This is a genomic window from Fimbriimonadaceae bacterium (assembly GCA_019638775.1).
Lineage (GTDB): Bacteria > Armatimonadota > Fimbriimonadia > Fimbriimonadales > Fimbriimonadaceae > JAHBTD01.
On the sequence record JAHBTD010000001.1, the window covers coordinates 433673 to 456163 of the forward strand.

Below are 22491 nucleotides of genomic sequence, written 5' to 3' on the forward strand. Positions count from 1 at the left end.
TCAGTCCTCACCCCGTTGCAGATAGGTTTCGACAGTGTATCGACGCCAGTTGCGTCCCCATCGCTCAATCGCTTGGAGGTTTGCAGTTGGGTCCGGACCCAAGGTGAAACTTGAAGGGTTCCAGAGGACACGCACCGATACGGACGCACCCTTTACCCGCTTCACGGGGGCGCCAACCGACCAATCAAAGGTCGTAGCGCCAGGGTCGATCTCCGTGATCTCCGCAAATGCACCTACCGGATCGCCTGCGGCGGGTCGGATCGTGAATTCTTGATCGCGCATCACTTGTTGGGTTCCACCGGAGATGTAGTGAATCTCACCGATGACAACCTTCTTGCCAACGTCCATTCCTGGGAAGTAGATGCGTGTCGCCGAGCCGGGTCCAACTCCTCCGGGAGGATTTGGGAGCGGCGTCTGCCCGACGTAGAATTGAGCAACGCTGGGCGTGCCATAGGCTCGATTAAACGTTGCTGGAGCCTTGAGGACCTGCACCGACCACTCACCGTTCGCTCGATACAGAGCGCGGAGCAGTCTGCCGGAAGCATTAACGATTGTCGGTACCGTATCGCCAGGATAGATAATGCGAATTTGAAGGCCAGGTGTCGTTCGATCTGCATCGATGAAGCGAACCAAACCGATAGATTTGTCAACTACAAAAGAGGATCGAGTGGGATCGACCGACATGTAGTCGCTTGTCGTGCCTACCGGCGGGGTGGGATCAGGCGGATTATTCGGGTCATGAAGGACAATTGCGCCCGTCTCAACGTCAAGTAAAATCACGTCGGATTGACGTGTTCCACCAACACCGTCCGGGATTGGAATCGGCATACCCAGATATGTGGTGTTGTCGGCTTCAAATCCGTTAATGACCTTGATGTTGCGCAGAGTGAGCTTGGCTTGGTAGGGGTCCTCATCAACAACTCGGAAGTCGTCTCGGATGATTCGCCAGTCGTACACGTCGTAGTCAACGCGTGAGACAAGGGGCACTCGCCGGTTGCCTGGCCGACGCTCTTGATGGTCATACGCATTCGGCGGGAAAAGCAGGACTCCGAGGTTCGCGTCGAGCAACTGGTACTCATAAACTTCGGATCCGCCGGTAAATGTTGGAACCTCGTCAAAGACGTGCTGAACGCGTACAGTATCCCAGTCTGCGCCTACGAACGTTTCACCGCCGCCTAGTCCGGCAAGGGTCGAAAGATCGAACGCCTGCCAGCCTCCGCCAACGACAAAGGGGACATTGGCAGTCTGACCGATGACATCACGACGGAAGGTATTTGCACCATCGCTGACCCAACAGGTCATCTGAACGCGGTACACCCATCGTCCGTTGAAATTATTGATTGCAGGGCGAGGCAGATACAATCGACCGTTCGGCTCGTCGGCATCTTCCAAGAAGTACTGCCAAGGCCGTGCTGGTCGGAAGCCTGGATCGCCATATCCGCGAACCATTTCGTTGCCGTATACGATGAATAGGTTGCTGTACTGGGCGTTGTAAACGATCGGAGCAAACTGCAGAACCATCAGGCCACCGAAAGTGGCTGGGCCAACCTGTCGGGGGGCGGGGACTCGACCACCCTCACCGATGATACGGCGCATGATATTTGCCGCGCCAAGGTACTGCCACTGCCCAAGCTGATTGTTCATGGCGTCAATCACTTCGCCGTTCTGAGCAACGCCACCACCCGCAATACTGAAGTCGTTGTTGTTACGACTCGGGTCGGTCACAATCGTCACGTTACTGCCATTCCAAAGGTAGATAACGGGGACGATCATCTCCGGAAGCTGCTCGGAATGGCTCTTGAGCGTGTCAATCATCGTGCCTGCAAGCTGGGTTGCCTCTGTGGCCTTTGCACGATCGCGAAGGACACCAAAGCCACCGGGGAAGACCTGGACAACGCCAAGAATCCCGATCAGCAAGATCACAATCACGACAAGCAGCTCAATGAGCGACGTACCTCTTTCAAGCCTGCTTCGGTTCATTATTTTCTCCAAATCCTATCCATCCGCACGCCAAGCGTTACGGTCCGACTCTCCAGTTCAGGTCATAAACAGCGCGCGAATCCATCGGGCGGGCGGCTCCACCAAGGAAAAGGACGATATCGCGTTTGATCCGCAGCGGAACGCGGACACCTGATTCGACTGTCCATTCTCGGAAGAAGCTATCCCAAGTCACGACAGTGTCCTCGGGAGGCTCTGCGTAGCCAAGCTGCCTTGGGCTATCCATAGCGCTTCCTCGCTCGTTGGGTTGAATGTTGCAAGGATCGGCAGGAGTAGCAAGCTCGGACCAGAAAAGCGCATATCTCAGTTCAGTACGATTCGGCTGCGTCGGGACCTCGGCAACGTCATAGCCGCTGATCTTATAGAAGCGTGATGGGATCGTCACACAGGAACCCGTCCAGAAGCTCGGGCGGACAACCGGGTCGGTGTTGGTGAACCGCTGGTTCACAATGCCCGGTCCGCCAGCAGGCTGCCTGGGCCAGACCGCAGTCGTGGCAACATCAACCGCCGTGCGATTGAATGCGGGGCGGAACGTCTCCAGCGCCGGAACCCGCTTTGAATACAAATAGTTGTTGTTTAGCAAGTTGGCGGGGATGATGTCATTCGTCATCGGATCGCCGGAATAAGTAGTGATGTATCCCAGCAATGCCGGGGGATACTCGCCTTGGTCAGCTTTGTATAGCTGAAGTGCCGAACGAATATCGTTCATCTTGCTGATGTCTGAACTGCGATAAGCCGAATCCTTCGCCCGAACAATCACCGGAGTGATGATCGCTGCCAGGATGGCAACGATGGCAATAACAGTCAACAGTTCAATAAGTGTAAAGGCGCGGTTCCGCTTCATAATCCTCGCTCCACTGGCTAAATCCTTTCTATGACCCTCTGACCCGCCTATTTGTTCCCTACGTTGGCGGCGGGAATGCCCAACGCATATATGCGTTCACGAGACCAAGCAGCTGTTGCTGAAATACAACGGCAGCTATAGCCCCTAACGCCAAATATGGACCGAAAGGAATCATTGTCCTTTCGATCGGATAGTCTTCAGTTTCCTCAATCGGTTCAAAAGCCGGTTCACCGAACCAACTCTCATACAGTTTGGGGAAGAACTGCCCCACGATGTCAATACATAAGACGTATCCAAGCCCACACTTAAGCAAACTTGGTATCGACTCAGGTTCAAGCTCTTCCTCTTCTGATGCCTCCTGATCCTCTTCTTGGACGGCATCACCGTCTCCAGATGTTCCAGACTCTGCTGCATTCGCAGAGGATTCTTGTGCCTCTTGTCTTTTGAAAAGAATGACTTGGACTACACCAAGAACCGCTCCCGCGACAATTGCAAGCGCGAAGCTCATTAGCGCGAGTGACGGAAAGAGTACCGCTCCGATACCCCGCGCCATCTTAATGTCGCCGTGTCCCATCGCATCGCGTCCCAGCATCACCCTTCCTAAGAAGGTGATGCCCCAAAGAGCGCCTGTGCCAACAAGCCAGCCAGCCAACGCACTCGGGGTGCCCCACGTCCAGGCGGCAGCGTCCTTGTCGATGAAAAGCCAGATGTTGTAAGAAATGCCAATGAACCACAGGAACGCGTTGATCTGATCCGGGATGATGTAATGATCCCAGTCGATAAAGATGATCGCGACGAGTGTGCTTGATGCGGCGAGGTAGGCAATGCCGTGGGAGAGGTCGGATGTTGCGCTAAAGTACTGGTACCAAATCCCACCCCAAATGGCCGCGTTCAGGAGTTCGACCAAGAAGTACCGGACAGGAACAACTGACGCGCAAAATCGGCATCGACCTTTCTGAAAAAGCCAACTCAACAGAGGGACCATCTCGCTAAAGCCGAGTTGTGCTTTGCAAGAGGGGCAAAAGCTGTGGCTAGGGTTCCAAAGAGGGATGGCTCGGGGGACGCGGTAAATAACCACGTTCAAGAAACTGCCTATGAACGCGCCGATTACAAAGCCGACGATCCATGTCCATTCCGGAAAGAAACCTGATCCCACGTTTGCTCGTTGTGCAGCGATCCTTGCCGCGTGGAGTCATTGTACTGATTTTGAGTTCATAAAGCAAAAAAGCGCCCCGCAGTTTGAACTGCAGAGCGCTTAATCGATAGCTCTCTCTTTAGCCGGAGTCTGTAGAGCCCGCCGAGAGGCGTTCAATAACACGAGCGAACGGCAAGAACATCGAGATGACGATGAAACCGACGATGAAGCCGAGCAAGACAATCATGATCGGTTCAAGCGCAGCGGTTAGTGAAGCCAAAGTCGCTTCGATCTCTGCTTCGTAAAACTCTGCGATTTTTTGAAGCATGAAGTCAAGCGAACCCGATTCCTCACCGACACCGATCATGTGAACGACCATGGGTGGGAAAAGTCGTGAGGCTTCGAGAGGATCCCCAATACGGTCTCCTTCTCTGATGCGAGCGCGAGCTTCCATCACAGCGTCTGCCATGATCGTGTTGCCAACGACACCCGCCGTTGTTTCCATCGCTTGCAGAATCGGAACACCTGACGTGAGCAGCGTGCCAAGCGTTCGGCTAAACCGCGCCATACAGATCTTATGGTGGAGTTTGCCAAAGACAGGCACTTTGAGCTTGACTCGGTCGACGACTCGTCGTCCAAACCTCGTGCTTGCGAAAAGCTTGTAGGCCACGAAGATGCCGATGACTGTCAACAGCATGATCCACCAGTTCTTTTCGATGTTGTGCGCAAGATCGATAAGGAACTGTGTTGGTCCAGGAATGTCGTCCTTTTTCAATCCAAGATCTTCAAGGATTTTTGCGAACTGCGGAACGAACCAATAAACCAGGAAGAAGGTAATACCAAACGCCATGACCATAACGAGGACCGGATAGGTCATCGCTGACTTGATCTTGCGTCGAAGTTCAACGTCCTTCTCCAAGAACTGCGAAAGTCGCTGGAGGGATTCTTCCAAGACACCACCGATTTCACCAGCTCGGACAAGTCCAACAAACAGGTTGCTGAAGGTTCGCGGGTGTCGTTGCATTGCACGGGAAAGGCTTTCGCCTCCCTCTACCCGCTCGCCAAGGTCGGCAATGATCTTCTTCAGCTTTGGATCCTGTGTTTGCTGCGCAAGAACGTCAAGACAGCGCACGAGAGATACGCCAGCATCGACCATGGTCGAGAACTGACGACAGAAGATCGAAAGGTTCGTGAGACGGACTTTTCCGTACGTCTTGGCGCGTGGGCTTTTCGACTTGATCATCGTGATTTCGGTAATCACGAAGCCCTGCTCTTCAAAACGTTTGCGAAGAACCTCTTCACTTTCAACGTCGGCTGTTCCCTTTTGAAAACCGCCGCTAGCGTCTTTATAGGTGTAGCTGTAGACTGGCATGGGTTGCTCCTACTATCGTCCTGCGGGAGGGGCCGCTCCGCCCTGGGAAGAACCGCCACCAGAAGAAGTCTGGGGCGTCGAAATCATCTTCTTCAATTCGTCGACGTTCACCGCGCGCGACATCGCTTCTTCCAAGGTGATGATTCCCTTGAGGTAGAGATCGCGCAGGCACTGGTCCATCGAGATCATTCCGTACGAGTGTCCGGTCTGGATCGTTGAGTGGATTTGGTGAGACTTGTTTTCACGAATAAGGTTTCGCACAGCGGGCGTAGCGAGCATGATCTCGTTCGCCGGAACACGACCCGATCCACTCGCCCTTGGCAACAGCTGCTGCGAAATGATCGCCTGCAGGTTGTTGGCGAGCTGGATACGAATCTGCTCTTGCTGCCCAGGGGGGAAAACGTCAATCATACGGTCGATGGATTCCGCTGCGTTGTTCGTGTGGAGCGTGGCAAAGACCAAGTGACCCGTTTCAGCCGCCGTGATCGCTAACTGAATCGTTTCCAGGTCACGCATTTCACCGACGAGAATGACGTCTGGGTCTTCACGAAGGGATGCGCGAAGCGCGTTCAAGAAGCTCTTTGTATCTTGCCCCAACTCACGTTGGTTAATAACGCACTCTCTGTTTGAGTGCAGATATTCAATCGGGTCTTCGATCGTGATGATATGGACCGCTTTTGTAGCGTTGATGTGTCCGATCATCGCGGCGAGTGAAGTCGATTTACCGGAACCCGTCGGTCCAGTAACGAGCACGAGTCCACGAGGCTTCTCGGTGAGCTTGAGAAGGATCCTCGGAAGGTTGAGCTCGTCAACCGTCGGAATCTTCTGAGCAATCAGACGAAAGGCTGCAGCAACAGAACCGCGATCGCGATAAACGTTCACGCGGAACCGGGCTCTACGCGGCAATGCGTAAGAAAGGTCGAGCTCTAAGGTCGTTTCGAACTTGTGAATCTGCTCATCGGTAAGGATATCGTAGATCATTCTCTGCGTGACGTACGCGGGGAATGCCTCGTAGTTAAGCCGCTTCAATTCGCCGTCCTCACGAATGACCGGGGGACAGTTCGCGCTGATGTGGAGGTCCGAGCAGTTGCGATCCACGACGATGTGGAGCAACTCATCGATATGTAAGTCCTCTACTGACAACGGCGCATCGGCCGACTTCTCTTCGGTTTGGGATACGGTAGTTTCCGCACCCACCTGAAACGATGGAAACTCACTCATTCTATTTCTGTTACCTTCTGAACACTCTCTGTTCTAATTTGTTCCTACGTTTTGCTTAGAAGCCAGCGGTGAAGACAACACGCATAACTTCATCGGGCGTGGTAATACCGGCCAAAACCTTGACCAGACCGTCTTCGCGCAACTCCTTCATGCCGTTCGCCTTTGCTGCTTCCTTAATATCGGCAAGCGGGGCTCTGCGAACAACCATTTCCGCAATCTCTGCGTTCATCACCATCAGCTCATGGAAACCGGTTCGGCCTCTGAAGCCAGTCATACGGTTGTTCTCGTGGGGAACTCCACGATAGAGCATCACTTCTTCTTCTGGATTTTGCACCTGGAAGCCAAATCGTCGGAGGTCAAGCTGTGTGACCGAATACTGTTCCTTATGCTCGCCGTCAATACGTCGCCCAAGTCGTTGAGCCAAGACACCGATAACCGTTGCCGCAATCAAGTACGGCTCAACACCCATGTCGATCATACGTAGCGTAGCCGACGGGGCGTCGTTGGTGTGAAGCGTGGACAAGACCAAGTGACCCGTGAGTGACGATTCAATCGCGATTTCAGCGGTTTCAAGGTCACGCATTTCACCGACCATGATGATGTCAGGGTCTTGACGAAGGAAGGATCGCAGAGCGGTTGCAAAGGTAAGACCGGCTTTGCGGTTTACCTGAACCTGGGCGATGCCATTAAGCTGATACTCAATCGGGTCTTCAACGGTCAGGATGTTAACACCCACTGTATTGAGTCGGTTGATGACCGAATACTGCGTCGTCGTTTTTCCAGAACCCGTAGGACCTGTGCTAAGGAACATACCGTTGGGCTGATTGGTCAGCTCCTCAATCTTGAGCATGTTCTCGTCGGTAAAGCCCAGCTTGCCCAAGCCGATCATAACGCTCGACTTGTCAAGAATACGCATAACGACCTTTTCGCCGAACGGTGTGGGGACCGTGCTGACACGAAGGTCGAAGTCTCTACCTGCGTGGCGAACCTCAATACGTCCGTCTTGAGGGACACGTCGCTCCGCGATGTTCATGTCCGCCATGATCTTCAAGCGGCTCACGAGCGGAGCTTGAAGGTTCTTCGGAAGCATCATCGCTTCGGCCAAAACGCCGTCAACTCGGTATCGAACGCGAACCGCGCGATGCTGCGGCTCAACGTGGATGTCCGACGCTCTGTCTAAAATCGCTTGCTGGATGAGGGCATTCGCAAGGCGGATAATCGGCGCCTGCTCCGCCATCTTCTCGGCGTCGCCATCTGCTCCCTCGTCGCCTTCGCGGCTTCGCTCAACGTTTGCTGTCGCGATGGCAATCTTCAATTCATTCGCGACTTGAGCATTGCTAACGGTGACGGATCCTGCTTCATTGTCGCCATCCGAAGTACTGGCTGGGCCGCCAGCAAGTCCGCCTCCGTAATACTTGCGGATTGCGTCTTCGAGGGCGTTTGGAAGCGCCATGACCGGATACACGCGGCATCCAGAAGCCAGCTTTACATCGTCAAGAGCAACGATGTTGTTGACGTTCGCCATGGCGAGCCAGAGGTTTGTTCCCTCTTTTTTGACAGGCAAAACACCATGATTCTTGGCGATTCTTTCCGGGACGATGTTAATCGCAGAGCTGTCAATTTTGACGCGATCAAGATCGGCAAACGGATAGCCAGCCTCTTGAGCTTTCGCCATGTAGATTTCTCGTTCGCCAACCATGTTGAGCTCAACGAGAACCCTTCCCAGGTCATCGCCTGTTTGGGCTTGTACTTTTTTAGCTTCTGCGAGCTGTTCGGGCTTCAGGAATTCCTTATTGACAAGGAACTCTTCCATGGGCACGCGCGGTAATGCCATATATCTCTACACTCCCAACCGGACATTGCCGGTCGAACTCATTCGGGCATGGGCTCGTGGCCCGTGCCTTCCCCACCAGACACCTATTTTAGACCAATAGTCCCGAGAATAGCGCCCTCATCCTCGGAAATATTCATCTGCTGTGAGGACGGGACAGGTTGAAGGGAAGGTTCAAGACAAATTGCGGGGATTTTGTGAAATTGAGCGCAGAGTTTTCCCCATTTGAACGCTGACTATGCTTAGATAGCAGCGATCTTCTCCATTCGTTAGCACGATTTAAGGCCGTCATCCGTGCTTGACTAAGCCTTAAGGCAGCTTCAGAGTGGCTTGGGCGGGCCTTGCTTCCCTCACCCGTCAACGGGTACCACGAACTACTTTGATCCGTTTTGAACTTGAATCCCGATTAGTCTCCGCTGTCCAAAAGCTCGTCAGTGATGGCTTTCTGCCCGCCGACGGGCTGCCCCGTATGGAGATTTCGGATGCGCGTCAACCGGATCATGGCGACCTTGCGTGCAACTTCGGTCTGACTGCTTCGAAGGCTGCAGGCAAACCCCCACGCGAAATCGCCCAAGCTTTGCTAGACTCGCTGGACGCAGACGATCTGATCGAATCATCCGAAATCGCAGGACCCGGGTTTATCAATTTTAGATTCAAGGCTGATGCTTTAGCGGCCTACGTCCCGCAGATCGTCAGGCTCGGAAACGACTTAGCAAAAACTGAATCCAAAATCCAAAATCCAAAATCCAAAATTAACGTTGAGTTTGTCTCCGTTAACCCTAACGGTCCGATCACGGTGGGCTCCGGGCGAGGCGCGGCTTTTGGTTCAACGCTTTGCAACGTCCTGGAAGCGGCAGGGAACGACGTTCATCGGGAGTACTACATCAACGATGGCGTCAACAGCGAGCAGATGCGACTGTTTGCAGAGAGTGTGATGTCTTTCGTCACCGGTAAGCCACTGCCTGAAAAAGGTTATAAGGGCGATTATGTTTCGGCTGCCGCAAAATTTGCCGAGTGCTACCTGCAAGTCTCGCTGTTTGGAGCTAAAGTTGCACTTGAGGCTGGTGCTTTTCCCACTCATTGGAAGTTCACCCCCGGACAACTTGTTAGTGAGTTAAGAACTCAGCTCAAACTGTCCCTAAATTTGCCGGTAGCTGGTCAACGAAATCACGAGTTTGATTCGATGATTCGCATCTGTGCTCTGTACATGAATTCTGTGCAGACAGTCAGTACCACGAATTGGTTGTCTTTTGTACAGCTGGAAAAAGCCATTGCTGTGGCATTTACTTATGTAGGAACGTTTCACTTTAATGGGGATAAGCGTGTAAAAAGCGAACCGCGATCAGTGGAACAAATTGCAACGGAGGTTGACCACCTACTCTACCAAGCGCTCAACGAGACTGTCCCATTTCATCCCTTGCCTGGTGATGCGTTGCCAACTCTTGAGTGGTATCAGTCATTCGTGCAAAGCGTCATGCTCCAGAGACAGCATGAAGATTTGGATATATTTGGCGTTAAGTTCGACACATGGTTTTCCGAGCAGTCGCTCCACGAATCAGGCCAAGTGGAAAAAGACGTCGCCGACCTTATCGCCAAAGGTGCAGCCGACGAAGACGAGCATCGAACGGTGATCAAGATGGGCAAAGGCGGGAAGGTCGAAGATGTTCAATGGTTGAGCCAAGCGAGTGAAGTTGATGAGGATGATGTGGCTGGGGTCGAGACAAGGGCTGATGCCACCCCAACCCTCCTCCGTCAAGGGGGAGGGAGTCAGAGTCCTGAGGGGAACACCCTATGGCTCCGGTCAACCAAGTTCGGCGACGATATGGACCGCGTCCTGCGCCGAAAAGACGGACGCCTGACCTATATCTCTAGCGACGTTTCCTATCACAAAGACAAGTTCAACCGGGGCAACAAGGCTGGAACAGAGCGCGCAACCAAGCTGATCACCGTGCTCGGCCCGGACCACCACGGATATATTGGTCGGCTGCACGCGGTTTTGGCAGCGTTGGAGCTGGAAATCAGCGATCAGCGATCGGCGATCAGCGATCCGCTCGACGACTTCGACTCCAAAATCTGGCACTCTCCCGAAGAGAAGGCCGCCTGCCAAGCCGCCCTTGCCAAGGCCCAAAAGGAGTTGGAAGTCGTCATCTTCCAGATCGTCCGATTTGTCAAAGAGGGCAAACCTGCCCCCATGCGCAAGCGCGATGGCAACATCTATTCCTTACGTGATCTCATGTCGGAGATCGGCAAGAACGCCGCCCCCAACGCCCCCGAAGAAGAACAGATGCGGATCGGCAAAGACGTTGCTCGATTCTTCTATCTGATGCGAAGCCATGACACCCATATGGACTTCGACCTCGACCTCGCCGAGAAGCAATCCGACGAGAACCCGGTCTATTACGTTCAGTACGCACACGCGCGCATTTGCTCGGTGCTTAGAAAGGCCGAGGAGTCGGGGATAGATGTTGATGGGTTGGAGGCAAAGTTAAAGGCAGAAGGGGCAGGGGGTGGAGACAATCGTCAATCGTCAATCGTCAATCGTCAATTGAATCACCCACGCGAGCTCGCCCTTATCAAAAAAATTCTCGACCTTCCCTACGAGGTCCAGCGTTGCGCCGAGGACTACGGCGTCCACCGCCTCACCACCTTTGCCACCGAACTTGCCCGCGCCTACCACGGCTTTTACGACGCCTGCCGCGTCATCCAACCGGAAGAGCCGGAGTTGACGCAGGCCAGACTTGCCCTTTGCCTGGCGACGCGAAGCGGTCTGCGCGCAGTTTTCAACTTGCTTGGAATTTCGGCTCCAGAGAAGATGGAGAGGGATACGGGGACGGAAGGTTAGTCAACAGGTAGTTGGCAAGTGGTTGGCATGTTGCAATCAAGTGCAATGAACAGCCTGCTCACTCCTTGCCCACAACTTGATAACCACCTTCCGACGTATCACCAAAGGTAACCTCGACCGATGCAACTCCGCATGTGGAGCTACGATCTCGCCCGCGAGCAGGCCCCCACGCTTGACCACTTGCGCGACTTTATGCGCCTTACTGAGGACGCAGGCTACAACGCGTTCGGGCTGTACATGGAGCACCGTTTTGCTTACCCCTCAACCCCTTGGGCGCATGCCAAAGGTTGTGTCACACCAGAGATGGTCAAGACGCTCCAAGAGGAGTTTCCGAACACACCAATCATCCCGTTTATCAACCTGCTCGGGCACTTTGAAGGCATGATCTACACCGAGCACGGGAAGCGATACCGGGAAGCCCTTCTCCAAGGAATGCAGGCATGCCCATGTAGCACCGACTTCATTCAGCTTTGCGAAACGCTCGTTGACGAAACCATCCAGATTTTTGACTCGGAGATCATCCACATTGGCGGAGACGAGACTTGGCAGCTTGGGCAGTGCGAGATTTGCAAAGCCAAAGTCGAGCGGGACAATGCTCTTGGCAAAGATGGGAAGGCGATGCTGTATGGCAGCCATTTTGGACCGCTTGCCCATCGAGTACTTCAGAAAGGTCGGCGGCCTGCTGTTTGGCACGATATGGTTCTGGAACATCCAGCCGCCCTAGAGTTTCTGCCAAAGGAGACGCTGATCTTCGACTGGCAGTACTTCAACAACTGTACAGAGACGTCGCGCCAGTTCAAAGAGAGGGGCTTTGATGTGGTCTGCTGCCCGTCGATTCACACCTACAACTCGGTCTGGTGCCACTTGCCTCAAAGCGAGCAGAACGTTGCCGATGCGGTTGCTTCGGCAGATGAAGTCGGGGCATACGGGGTTTGTGTGACGACGTGGGAGTGCGGGTTGATGGGGAGTTACGGGACGATTCTGCCTGCGATTAAGGCGGCGGGGGAGATGTTGGGGAATGACAATCATCAATCTACAATCGCCAATCTGCAATCAGATTCTCCCTCCCCTAACCCCTCCCTCATCAAGTCTCCGACATTGACGAGGGAGGGGAACCCGGAAAACTATTTCACACTCACCGACGCGCCGCAAATGCTCGCTGCTTACGCTGAAGTCGGCGAAAGTGATGCTGAGTGGGCACGACTAATGAGTGTGGAGTTGCCGAAAGTAGGTGGAGTTTTCGGCTTTAGCAAGACACGCTCCTCACTCAAGGTCAGGCTCCTGCTCAACGCAAACCCATTCCTGTGCTGGATGCACCATCACGAGGAGCTTTGTGGCCTGAAAGGAGATGAGGCGCTGGCCATCCTGGATCGTGCAGCACACTTTGCCCCGAACCCTTCCATGCGCGGGATCACCGAGTTTGTGAAGCTCACGATCGACTTCGTACGCTTCGCCGAACAAGCCCGCCAAGCCTACGCACAAGGCATCCCCGGAGTTGCGGTGGCGAGTCTCGCGCCATGCCGCCAAGTCTTCGAACACTTGGAGAAAGTTGCAATGGCTGCGAATATCAACTGGGGTGGCTCACTGGCAGATATTGAGCGCTGTAGGATTGCCCACGAACATGTCGAGCGAGTGATCAAGCGCATCCGCGATTATGGCGACGGTTCGCTCGGTTACCTGCCAGCCTTTGAGATTCTTACCCATCCAAAATTCGTGCCGCACGATCAAGCCTCTTGGTGGCTTATCAATCGTTGGGCGAATGAGTAGGGGAAAGTAGATTGTAGATTGTAGATTGTAGATTGTAGATTGGTGATTGGTGACCCGACATTCGATGCTGTCCAATCAACTATCGCTCGGCCCGAGCTCTCAATCTACAATCACCGGATGAGTTCTTTGTAGTAGGTGAGTGTGCCACGCGATTGTGAGCCGGGAATGACGACGTTATTCAGCGTGATCATGTAAAGATGCACGGCCCCGGTTCCAACTTCAACCAGGCACTTTCCGCTGCCTTCGACGGTAACCGATCCATTTTGCTCAGACGTTGTGACCTTGACCACCCCACATCGGACACCGTTGGTCTCGGTAAAACCGGTCAACTCGTAATCAACCGACACCTTGGGCACTTTTGGATACTGAGCGCTTTGCCAATCGGTCCGCCAGCCCACGCCTTCAAAGATTGGACTACCCGGCGATGTCACATAAAAATAGCGCTGTAGAGCGTAATCAGCAGCGTCTATTTTCGGCACCTGGTGACCAAGGTGGACTCCCAGACGGGAAAGAAGGACCGTGCGCACAGTTCGATCTGGCTCAGTACTTCGGGTGGGTTTGCCCTTCTCAACCGTCGTTTCTTTGACGATTTGAGTTAACTTGGCACTGACGCCGTAGTTGCCGTTTTTCTCAATGTTATTGATCGTTTCTGAGAGGGTCGCCGTCGTCAGCACGCTTGATTTGCCCACAGTAACGCGCATTCGCAGTGCGTAGGCTGTTGTTTGATCCTGCCTCGGTGTGAAGTTGATGTCTACTGGCGCTGGATCGGGGTCCTGAATGAGAAAGCTGCCCATTGCAGCAAGGCAAAGCGTTGCCAAGAGATGCATGTCGTATAGACGAACAATAATCTTGTCCATTGCATGCAGGCCCGGGAAAGAGACAGAAAAACGTGCCTCTCAGTTACTGACAGGCACGTTTCAATTCCTAAGAGTCGAATTTACTTCACTCTTTCCATTTTCATCTTCATGTCCATCGGAGGAAGTTCCGGGCTCATGACGATCTGCTTGATGTCCATTTCGCCCTTCACGACAAACCCGTTTGACAGATCAACCCAATACTGACCGGAGGCGCTCATCGGAGCATCCCCTGAGGTTTCTTTGGCCGTGAACTTGACAACGGCGGCCTTGACTCCAAGGACTTCTTCGACACGCAAAACTTCGTAGCTGAGCTTGATTCCCGCTGCGCCGAGGCTCGACATTCCTTTTGTCTCGACAGTCCACTTGCTCCCGACCTTAACATCTTCTTTCGGGAAGATCGGTGTCGAAACTGTGCCCATCGTGTAATCGGCTGCAGTGGGCTTTTCGCCTTTGAGATCAATGATTTCGCCAGAAGCGTTATGCTTTGCGGTGGTCGGGGGCTCCTCTGGCTGCTCTTGGACTGAGCCGCCAACGTCAACCTTGACGTCCGACATGCTCAGCTCAACGCTAAAGTCGCCGTTCGCATCTACCTTTGTGACCTTCGCGGTTTCGAGTGCGCTGAAAGCGGCGGTTGTTCCCATGATCTCAACGTCTGCGTGAACTTTGAGCTTCCATGTGGAGCCTGCTTTTGGCTTTGGCTTGATCGAAAGGGCGTCCTGGCCGAACACCAGCCCTACTGTCAGGGCGATGGCAACCATCACCCCTGCAATTCTTTTTGTCATCAATAATTCTCCAAGCATTCCGCACGCACGATGGGCGCGGCTGTTTGCTTAGGATAATCCCTTCCGTCCAAATGTAGGACAAATAGGCTCTTCTGGCCCACGGAATAGGTGCAAAAGCCCCGTTGAAATGAACTTTCGTCAATCCACCCAATCGGCAACAAAGATATTGGTTTCGCCAGGGACCTTGCCGTTCCGGTTTGATGCCCAGACGATCTTCTTCCCATCACGAGAGAACATCGGAAAACCGTCGAAATCGCTTGTGTAAGTAACGCGCTCCAAGCCTGTTCCATCTACATTGACGATCCACATTTCAAATTCTCTGCCCTTCTTGTCTCCGAAGTTCGAGCTAAAGATGATACGTTTGCCGTCAGGGTGCAGGAACGGTGCAAACGATGCCACTGCGAGACTCGTAACCTGGCGCTTGTTCTTGCCGTCGGCATCCATAATCATGATCTCAAGCTTGCTTGGCCTGACGAGGTGCTGCTTCAGGAGGTCGGCGTATTCTTTGCGTTGGGATTCATTTTCGATAAAGGCTCTCCGATAGACGATCTTCTTGCCGTCCCAACTCACAAACGGGCCACCGTCATAGCCGTATTCGTTCGTCAGTCTGCGGATACCAGTCCCATCGAGGTTTGCGCGATAGATTTCCAGGTCTCCTTCCCAATCGCCTGTGAAAGTCATGTACTTGCCGTTTGGATCGATCGTTGTTTCTGCGATGTACGACCCCTTATCAATTAGTTTTTGTATGCCGGACCCATCGGGACGGGCTCGGTAAAGGGAGAATGCCGGATTCACCATCCACAGATAGCCCTTGCTCATGTCAAGCGGCGGCTGTGCTCCGGGCATTTTTTCGTGAGTCGAGCTGAAATAGATCCATCTTCCGTCTGCCGTGAAGTAGCTACATGTGCTGCGTCCTTTGCCTGTACTCACGAGTTGCTTGTTTGAACCATCGAGGTTCATCGTCACAATCTGCTCGTCGGGCCATTGTGGCTGTCGGGTCTGGTAGGTGATTTTGGAACCGTCGTAGCTCCAATAGGCTTCGGCATTCTGCCCACCGAAGGTGAGCTGTCGAATGTTCTTCAAGTGCTTCTCTTGGCGATGCGAGTCGATAGGGACCGAGTCTTGAGCAAAGGCTTGATGAGCGTCCATCACGACCGAACTAGTGAGTTCAGGCAGAAACGAATGACAGGGGCAGCTCGGAGTGTAAGCGCTAATGCCGGAAAGAGGCGCGGCAAAGCCACATGCCGCCATGATTGCCGAAAGCATATCGAAATGATGCCAGCGCGACCGAAATGGAGGCTTGCTCTATGTGACGATCCTGATAGAGTTTTGATGAAATCGAGAGAAAAAAGCGCCGTCTCCCTTTGGGGACGGCGCGCAAGCAATTGTTTGGGCTGCTGCATCCCTCTGGTGGGGATGATCCATCCTTATTGTACGGCAAACTATCGTAAACATTTACCCTTCAAATCAAAACTTGCTAACAATTGCCCGTAACAAGTTCAAAATGCATAAAATGAAATTGAATATTACTATTGTGTTTGGCATTATTTATCCGTTGCCGCCAATATTCAAAACGACTCGCTAATGATGTGAGGCTGATGTAATTCAAAGAGCGTTGATCCGTCCTATCCTCACGAAGGTGGCGTTTTAGACTGCAATCCATTCAAAATAGACAGTTCGGAGACACAACCAACCCATGATTAAGCGTTTCGGATTCCTTATCGCGGCGACATTTTTGGTCAGCCTGCTTTTTGCGCAGGACTCAGTGAGCCTCGCACGGCGTCCAAAATTAGAGCAGACGATCAAGTATCAAGTCAACGTGACGATCGACCTCGCAGGAACTGAAGCGATTTTCTCCGGTATCTCGACCGACCGAGTTACAGAGATCAACGAAGATGGCTCGTATTCCATCGTCACGCTCCAGAGCGAGGTACGGGTCAAGTATGGCGAACGCGACTATGCGCCAGACCCAGCTCCAGCTCAACGCGTGAAGTACAGCGCTTGGGGTGAGATCCTCGATATCGTGGGGGACTCCGAACGTGGAACCGCCTTTCGCATCGCGAACATGACAAACATCCAGCTTGATCCTTCTAAGACGCTCAAAGTTGGCGAGAAGTGGTCCATCGAAATTAAACCCAGCGCGAACAATGACCAGATCGGCGCGAAGATGAACTATGAACTCACCAAACTGGAAGAGGTCAGCGGGATGAAAACAGCAGTGGTCAAGTTCACCTATGCAGAATCTTCGGGAGCCCAGTCGGCCAAGAGCGAAGGAACCGTGTGGATCAATGTCGCGGACGGCAGCTTGGTCAAGTCCGACGTCAAGCTAAAGAATGCTCCCTACCCAGGGTCGCGGACGCCGGTCGACGCTCAGATGACGGTAACACGACTGCCATCTTGATCCTACGGACGAATGTTTCGTTTTGGAGTGCCTAGTGGCTTAAACAGTTGAACCTGTTAAGCCGTATTCTAACTCTATGACTCGCAAGCTTCTCCTCGCGTGCACAATTGGTGCTGCTCTTGGTGGCGGCTATTCGCTGTTGATGCGCTCGTGCGGGTCGGGATGAATCAACGCCAAAAATCCGGCGGTGCCGGTGATTGTTGGGGTACTGATAGGGGCGTTCGCCGTGCTGATGGAGCGCCGAGACTAACTCAAATGAATCCGATCGCCGTTTATGTCCACACACCCTTTTGCCCATCGAAGTGTGGCTATTGCGACTTCAACAGTTATGCGATGCAAGGGGATATTGTCGAGAGGACGACCGAGGCAATGATCCGTGAGCTAAAGACGAGCCGATGGCGCGGACAGCCTGCCAAAACCATCTTTATCGGCGGGGGAACCCCTACATTCCTGTCTGAAGCCCTAATCGTGAAACTGATCCACGCGATCTTGGACGCTCACCCGCCTGTTGAGGGCTGTGAGATCACCAGTGAAGCGAATCCGGGGACTGTAGACATCCCTAAGTTTGAGGCGATGCGTAAAGCAGGGGTCAACCGCATCAGCCTTGGTGCACAGAGCTTCCTCGACCGCGATCTCAAGCAGCTTGAACGGGTTCACCAGGCGAACGACATCGGGCGAGCAGTGGGGTCAGCAAGAGAGGCAGGGTTTGAGAATCTGAATCTGGATTTGATGTTCGCACTGCCTGGGCAAAAGAGTGAGGGGTGGCAGCGAAATCTTGAGACAGCGATTGGGCTTGGGCCGGACCATTTGAGTCTGTACTGCCTCACTATCGAGCCGAACACGCGCTTCTACAAGCTCTATCACAAGGGTCTGCTGAAGTTGCCGAGCGACGAGGATCAAGTTTCCATGTACGATTACACGCTGGACTTCATGGCTTCGGCTGGGTACTTCCAGTATGAGATCAGCAACTTCGCAAAGCCTGGGCGTCAGTGCCAACACAACCTGTGTTATTGGCATGGAGAGGACTACTTGGGCTACGGGCCAGGGGCTGTAGGCTGCGTGAGTGTAGACGAGAGCAGGGTGAGATATACGAACCTGAAACACCCGAAGGGGTATTCCGAAGCGGTGGAGCAAGGCGCACCGCTGTGGTGCGAGCAGGAATCTCTCACACCGGATGCAGAACGATTGGAGAAGATTATGCTGGGATTGCGACTGGACGAAGGACTGATCTCCGATGGACTCGAATTAGATAGCGCTCAGTTGTCCGCGCTTGAAGAAAGGGGTTGGATTGAGAAGGCTGGAGATCGAGTCAAACTCACTCGAACAGGCAAGCACTTCTGTTCCGAAGCTGTGCTATCGCTTGCATAGCCAACCCATTCGTCCTTCTCACAGCATCCAACTGATGATTACTTCCCTTCCGAGCTGGACGGGAAGTAATCATGACGTTTCAGGATTTGCTAACCTGTCTTCACTTCGTCCAGCCCTGCAGCTTTCACCTTTCGATTGAAGTCAGCGAGGTCTTTGCTAAGAACTGCCTTGAGAGCATCGAGCTGAACTTGGAGCTTCTTCGACAGGTCATTAAAGACATCGTAGCTCTGCTTCGGTGGTCTCCTCTCCCCACTCTGGACAAACCCCGCCAAAGCGGCGAGTTTGTTGTTTAGGCGAATCGGATAGTTCAAGGGGTCTTGGCCACTCTTGGACTTGCCCTGATGCAGTTCGTCCTCGATCGCGGTGAGCTTTGCACTCAGTGAGTCGGCATCTGGCTTGAGCGAAGCGTTCTTGCCAACCCGATCCTCAATCTGTGCCTTTAGCGCCCGGATATCGAGCACGGCCTGGTTAGCTTCCGTCGTTCGGGCAATGACTTTCATCGAGAGATTAAACTGCTCGACTACATCGGCATCGCTGACATTGGATCGTGGATCGCACATCCATCGGAATTTGCGAACGAACTCTTCGCCGTCGATCTTCATCTTCAGCGTGTACTCGCCGGGAGGTGCCAACACCGGAGACGGGAAAGCACCCCAGAACACTCCGCCAGGGATCGATTTGTAGGAAGGATAGGTCATCCAAAGCGCAACCTGATTGAAGCCTTCTTGGCCACGGACGGTGCGTACGCCCGCGTTTACTTCTTCGCCCTTTGAGTCTAAAACCTGCAAATCAATGTTCGCAACGGCTTTTTTCAAATAGAAGTTAACAACTGCACCGCTCAATGGGTTTGCACCAACAGTTGCCGTTGCCGACGGAGTTGACGAGCTTCCCCAACGAACGCGGTATGCGTTTCGAGGCTCGAAGACGTAGTTGCCAGCTTTCGCCATCGCTAGAGTTGCTTGACGCAGAGGGCTTATGTCGTCGAGGACATAGAACGAACGACCGTGGGTTGCGAGGACGAGATCGCCCTCTTTGATGACGAGGTCGTGAACGGGGACAAACGGCAGATTCAGGCGCAGGTCTTGCCAGGCTTTCCCACCGTCGAAGCTCACATACACGCCGTTCTCCGTTCCAGCAAAGAGCAGATCGGGATTGACGGGGTCTTGGCGGACGGCGCGGACAAACGTGCCGCCGATGCCGTTGACTATCTTTGTCCATGTTTTGCCGTAATCATCTGTGCGGTAAATGTACGGCTTGTGGTCGTTGTTCTTGTAGTTGTTGATCGCCGCGAATGCGGTTGCTGGGTTATGGGGTGAGGCTTCAATAAGACTCACAAGACCCCAATCCGGGGCATCTTTGGGTGTGACGTTCATCCAAGTGCGTCCACCATTTTGGGTGATATGCACGAGGCCGTCATCCGAGCCCGCCCAAATCACTCCCCCTCGCTTCGGCGATTCGGCGATTGTGAAGACGGTGCAGTAATACTCAACGCTGGTGTTATCCTTCGTGAGCGGCCCGCCAGAGGGCCCCTGACGCGACTTGTCGTTCCGCGAGAGGTCGGGGCTGATCTTCGTCCAGCTCTCCCCCATATCGGTCGATCGAAGAACGTACTGCGATCCGGTGTAGAGCACATTCGGGTTGTGCGGAGAAAACACGATCGGGAACGTCCACTGGAACCGATGTTCGAGGTCGCCTGCACCGTGGCCCATTGGGTTATCGGGCCAAGGATCGACGCTCCGGCTGACGCCCGTTCTGTGGTTTCTCCACGACAGGTCACCGCCGTAAGAACCGCCGAACACAATATCGGGATCGTCAGGCTTTGCTGCAACGTAGCCACTTTCACCACCTGCCGTTGAGGTCCAGCTGTCCTTATCAAGCGCCCCCCGAGCTCGGCTGGGGATGCGGATTGTGCTGTTGTCCTGCTGTGCGCCGAGGATGTTGTATGGGAATGCGTTGTCGGTAGATACGTGATAGATCTGGGCGGTGGCGAAGTCCTGCTCGGACCAGTTTTGACCGCCATCAACGGTGACATTCGCACCGCCATCGTTGCCGTTGATCATCCGTTTGGGGTCGTTCGGATCGATCCAAAGATCGTGGTTGTCGGAATGTTGCGTCCTCACTCCACGCCAGTTTGTCCCGCCATCGGTGGACTTGTGGAACCCGACGTTGCTAACGTATACGGCGTTTTCATCCTTGGGGTCAGCGTGGATGCGCATGTAGTACCAAGGACGTTGGAGCAAGTTGGGATTTGACGACATCAGCTTCCACGTTTGGCCAGCGTCGTCGGAGCGGTAAACGCCGCGGGCTTCGGCTTCAATGATCGCGTAATAACGGTTGGGGTTAGCGGGGCTGATGCAAAGGCCGATCTTGCCGAGCATCCCTGTGGGAAGGCCAGGGCGGGAAGTGATATCCGTCCAAGTCTCCCCGCCGTTTTTGGTTTGGAAGATACGGCTGCCCGGGCCGCCGCTATTCATTCCGTAAGGCGTACGCCAGGCCTCCCAAGTTGCGGCGATCATGACGTCGGGATTGTTCGGATCGAAATCAAGATCGATCGCCCCTGCCTTGTTGCTCACGAAGAGCGTCTTCTTCCAGGATTTGCCGCCGTCGGTGGATTTGAAAATGCCCCGCTCAGGACTCGGACCAAACACAGGCCCAAGTGCGGCAACCCAAACCGTATTTGGATCCTTTGGGTGGACGAGGACTCGGGAGATGTACTGCGTTTCTTTCAGACCCATGTGAGTCCAAGTCTTGCCGCCGTCCTCGGTCTTGTACACGCCATCGCCATGAGAGATGTTGCCTCGGATGGGAGTCTCTCCCATGCCGACGTAGACGATATTCCCGTTGGTTCTGGCGACGCCGATCGCGCCGACGATACCAGTCTTGAAGAAACCGTCGGAAACGGGCACCCAATTCTCACCAGTGTCGGTGCTCTTGTAGAGACCGCCTCCTGTAGTGCCCATATAGAAGTGCTCAGGCTGGTCGTAGACACCAGAGACGGCGACGGAGCGTCCGCCTCGAAACGGCCCGATCTGCCGGTACTTCATCCCTGAGAAGATCGATAGATCAACTTTTGTGGCCTGGCAGAGTCCGAATACAGGAGCCAGAACCAGCAAGATTGCAAATAGAGAGATTGCCCTTGAACGCATCATTTCACCGGATGCGTTTTACCTGTTCTTGCCGTGAGGATGGTCTTGGATTCCGAATCTCTCAACGAGATGGACATGCTAGCAACAGCCTGATCTTATGGCTGAGGCGGCGGCACACCTGGAGTTTCGAGAGTCCTCCAAGTCGGAACGTAATAGTCAGGATAAATGCGCACACCGTTGGTGTAGTCGATCTGCATGAGCTCGCCGTCTTTCGAGACATACGCGACCATGGTGCCAGTAGGCGTTGTGATTTCAAAAGATCGGCCATCGTAAACTACATCACCAAACTTGCCTTGGAAGGTGTTTTTGACCTTGGCGGTGTTTTTGATTGGGACGCCCTTGAGAGGGTCAAGCGTGTACCACTCCCAGGTATCGCCAATCTTCTTTTCCTCTCTCATGAAGGGTGAAAAGGCTTGGTCAAAGAGCTCGACGCCACCCGCTGGAAAGAGGATAGCGATCTTTTTGCCGTCGCGGTTTTCGGTGGTTACTTCGAGCTCATCACCTTTTACAACGGCGGTTGCGATAGCCACAGTGGAGCCCCGCTCGTATCTCGAAACAATTTTGAGGACCTTGCCTTTGTCGTCAACCCAGGTCTGGGTGGACGTGTCGATTTGCATGTCTGGCCCGCCAGCGTGTGGCCAAAGCTCGGTCTTCGATGAGTAGAGCCTGCACTCCTTGTCGTCGAGCTTGACCGCTTCAACCTTCATCGTCACCTGCCCGATCCGTGCGTCTGTCACAACGTTGATGCGAAGCTTTTGGGGTCGATACAGCATCCAAGCGTGGTTCTGGCTACGTGCGTAAATCCATGGCATTTGTGCCATTGCTGCACATGAGAGCGAAACCCCGAGCAGAACAAGCAAGACTCGCATATTTTTGCGACGCTTGCTCCCTCTGAATTGGTTTGCTGGTTTGTCGATTGTCACGGAG

The 22491-nt window shown here is 53.7% G+C and carries 15 protein-coding genes; 4 read left to right on the forward strand and 11 right to left on the reverse strand.

What is annotated here, in order from left to right:
- The 6 genes from KF784_02040 to tadA form a co-directional block, all read right to left on the reverse strand.
- On the reverse strand, nucleotides 1-1980 hold the full coding sequence (locus KF784_02040) for a hypothetical protein (GenBank protein ID MBX3117816.1): 1980 nt from the start codon (nucleotides 1978-1980) through the stop codon (nucleotides 1-3).
- 37 nt (nucleotides 1981-2017) lie between these two features.
- Complete coding sequence (locus tag KF784_02045; protein MBX3117817.1) at nucleotides 2018-2842, reverse strand: type II secretion system protein; 825 nt, start codon at nucleotides 2840-2842, stop codon at nucleotides 2018-2020.
- Between the two features lie 58 nt (nucleotides 2843-2900).
- A complete protein-coding gene (locus KF784_02050) occupies nucleotides 2901-3998 on the reverse strand; it encodes a prepilin peptidase (protein MBX3117818.1) in 1098 nt (365 codons plus the stop codon).
- 118 nt (nucleotides 3999-4116) lie between these two features.
- On the reverse strand, nucleotides 4117-5349 hold the full coding sequence (locus KF784_02055; protein MBX3117819.1) for a type II secretion system F family protein: 1233 nt from the start codon (nucleotides 5347-5349) through the stop codon (nucleotides 4117-4119).
- 12 nt (nucleotides 5350-5361) lie between these two features.
- On the reverse strand, nucleotides 5362-6570 hold the full coding sequence (locus tag KF784_02060; protein ID MBX3117820.1) for a type IV pilus twitching motility protein PilT: 1209 nt from the start codon (nucleotides 6568-6570) through the stop codon (nucleotides 5362-5364).
- Between the two features lie 55 nt (nucleotides 6571-6625).
- Nucleotides 6626-8404, reverse strand: a complete 1779-nt coding sequence (gene tadA, locus KF784_02065) for a Flp pilus assembly complex ATPase component TadA (GenBank protein MBX3117821.1) — start codon at nucleotides 8402-8404, stop codon at nucleotides 6626-6628.
- 376 nt (nucleotides 8405-8780) lie between these two features.
- On the opposite strand from tadA, the gene KF784_02070 reads away from it, so the two are divergent.
- Complete coding sequence (locus KF784_02070) at nucleotides 8781-11243, forward strand: arginine--tRNA ligase (protein ID MBX3117822.1); 2463 nt, start codon at nucleotides 8781-8783, stop codon at nucleotides 11241-11243.
- Between the two features lie 120 nt (nucleotides 11244-11363).
- Complete coding sequence (locus KF784_02075) at nucleotides 11364-13010, forward strand: family 20 glycosylhydrolase (GenBank protein ID MBX3117823.1); 1647 nt, start codon at nucleotides 11364-11366, stop codon at nucleotides 13008-13010.
- A gap of 110 nt (nucleotides 13011-13120) precedes the next feature.
- Here KF784_02075 and KF784_02080 read toward each other — a convergent pair whose 3' ends face one another.
- The 3 genes from KF784_02080 to KF784_02090 all read right to left on the reverse strand — a co-directional run bounded on the left by KF784_02080 (nucleotide 13121) and on the right by KF784_02090 (nucleotide 15915).
- On the reverse strand, nucleotides 13121-13867 hold the full coding sequence (locus KF784_02080; protein ID MBX3117824.1) for a hypothetical protein: 747 nt from the start codon (nucleotides 13865-13867) through the stop codon (nucleotides 13121-13123).
- Between the two features lie 80 nt (nucleotides 13868-13947).
- Complete coding sequence (locus KF784_02085) at nucleotides 13948-14649, reverse strand: hypothetical protein (GenBank protein ID MBX3117825.1); 702 nt, start codon at nucleotides 14647-14649, stop codon at nucleotides 13948-13950.
- Nucleotides 14650-14787: 138 nt separating this feature from the next.
- Entirely contained in the window at nucleotides 14788-15915 is a 1128-nt protein-coding gene (locus tag KF784_02090) for a PD40 domain-containing protein (GenBank protein MBX3117826.1), read from the reverse strand.
- A gap of 430 nt (nucleotides 15916-16345) precedes the next feature.
- Between KF784_02090 and KF784_02095 the strand changes: the two genes are divergently transcribed.
- Together KF784_02095 and hemW are read left to right on the forward strand one after the other, a co-directional pair.
- A complete protein-coding gene (locus KF784_02095; GenBank protein ID MBX3117827.1) occupies nucleotides 16346-17050 on the forward strand; it encodes a hypothetical protein in 705 nt (234 codons plus the stop codon).
- A gap of 255 nt (nucleotides 17051-17305) precedes the next feature.
- Nucleotides 17306-18418 carry a radical SAM family heme chaperone HemW gene (gene hemW / locus KF784_02100; protein MBX3117828.1) on the forward strand — a complete coding sequence of 371 codons (1113 nt, stop codon included), beginning with the start codon at nucleotides 17306-17308 and terminating at the stop codon, nucleotides 18416-18418.
- An 89-nt stretch (nucleotides 18419-18507) separates the two neighbouring features.
- On the opposite strand, the gene KF784_02105 is transcribed toward hemW, so the two are convergent.
- Nucleotides 18508-21567 carry a hypothetical protein gene (locus tag KF784_02105; protein ID MBX3117829.1) on the reverse strand — a complete coding sequence of 1020 codons (3060 nt, stop codon included), beginning with the start codon at nucleotides 21565-21567 and terminating at the stop codon, nucleotides 18508-18510.
- A gap of 92 nt (nucleotides 21568-21659) precedes the next feature.
- Entirely contained in the window at nucleotides 21660-22487 is an 828-nt protein-coding gene (locus tag KF784_02110) for a hypothetical protein (GenBank protein ID MBX3117830.1), read from the reverse strand.
- Nucleotides 22488-22491 lie beyond the last annotated feature (4 nt).